Here is a 759-nt window from a genome sequence, read left to right on the forward strand (position 1 = left end):
TATGTTAGTTATAAGCAAATGACGGGCTGCGGCTCTACGGGCGAATGGGTTGATCCTAATCAGGTGAACGCTTGTTTTATGAAGCATGATTATATTCGTTCATGCACATTTCAGAAGGTAACCTATGCTAACGCTCGCTATCCTTATCAGACAGTTTGTGACAATTCACTTGCTCTTTCTTATTCAGAGGTTCGTTGCCCTGCAAACAGTGAATTCGACCCTTCAACATTGAGGTGTAAATCTCAATGCGAATACGGCGCAAATCCAGACGGTTCATGTATGGATGCTTGCCAATTCAAACAGTCAACGGGGGACGAAAGACGCCTTCAGTGGCTGGCTTATGTTTACGGCGAACAAGTCACCGGGGCTTGTTATGGTGACTTTGGCGCGACTCGTTGCGAACTCTCTCGTATTCCAAACGACAGCACCCTTTGTACTGATGTTTCTTCTGGCGAGTTTACGCAAAACACCTTATGTCACGGTAACTTCCAATTCACAGGAAACCAGTGTGATGGCGGTACTTTATTCTGGGGAACAAACGGCCCTGATGAGCCAATTATCCCAACAGATCCAACCCATGACCCCGATGACCCAACAGGCCCTATAGAAGATCCTAGTGTCTTGCCTGATGACTCGACTAATACATTCACCAAACCTGACGTAGAGGATGAGCCGGATGTGGAAGAACCCGACACAGATGAATCGACAGACACGGCAGTTGTGAGCGCCATTACAGGACTTAACAAAGATATTAACACT

1 pseudogene is annotated in these 759 nt (G+C 46.6%); it reads left to right on the top strand.

The window, feature by feature from the left end:
- Positions 1–78 precede the first annotated feature (78 nt).
- A pseudogene (locus KIO97_RS25655) lies at positions 79–759 on the top strand (methyl-accepting chemotaxis protein); the annotation flags it as partial.

It is taken from the genome of Vibrio sp. B181a, from assembly GCF_030248375.1.
GTDB classification, from domain to species: domain Bacteria; phylum Pseudomonadota; class Gammaproteobacteria; order Enterobacterales; family Vibrionaceae; genus Vibrio; species Vibrio campbellii.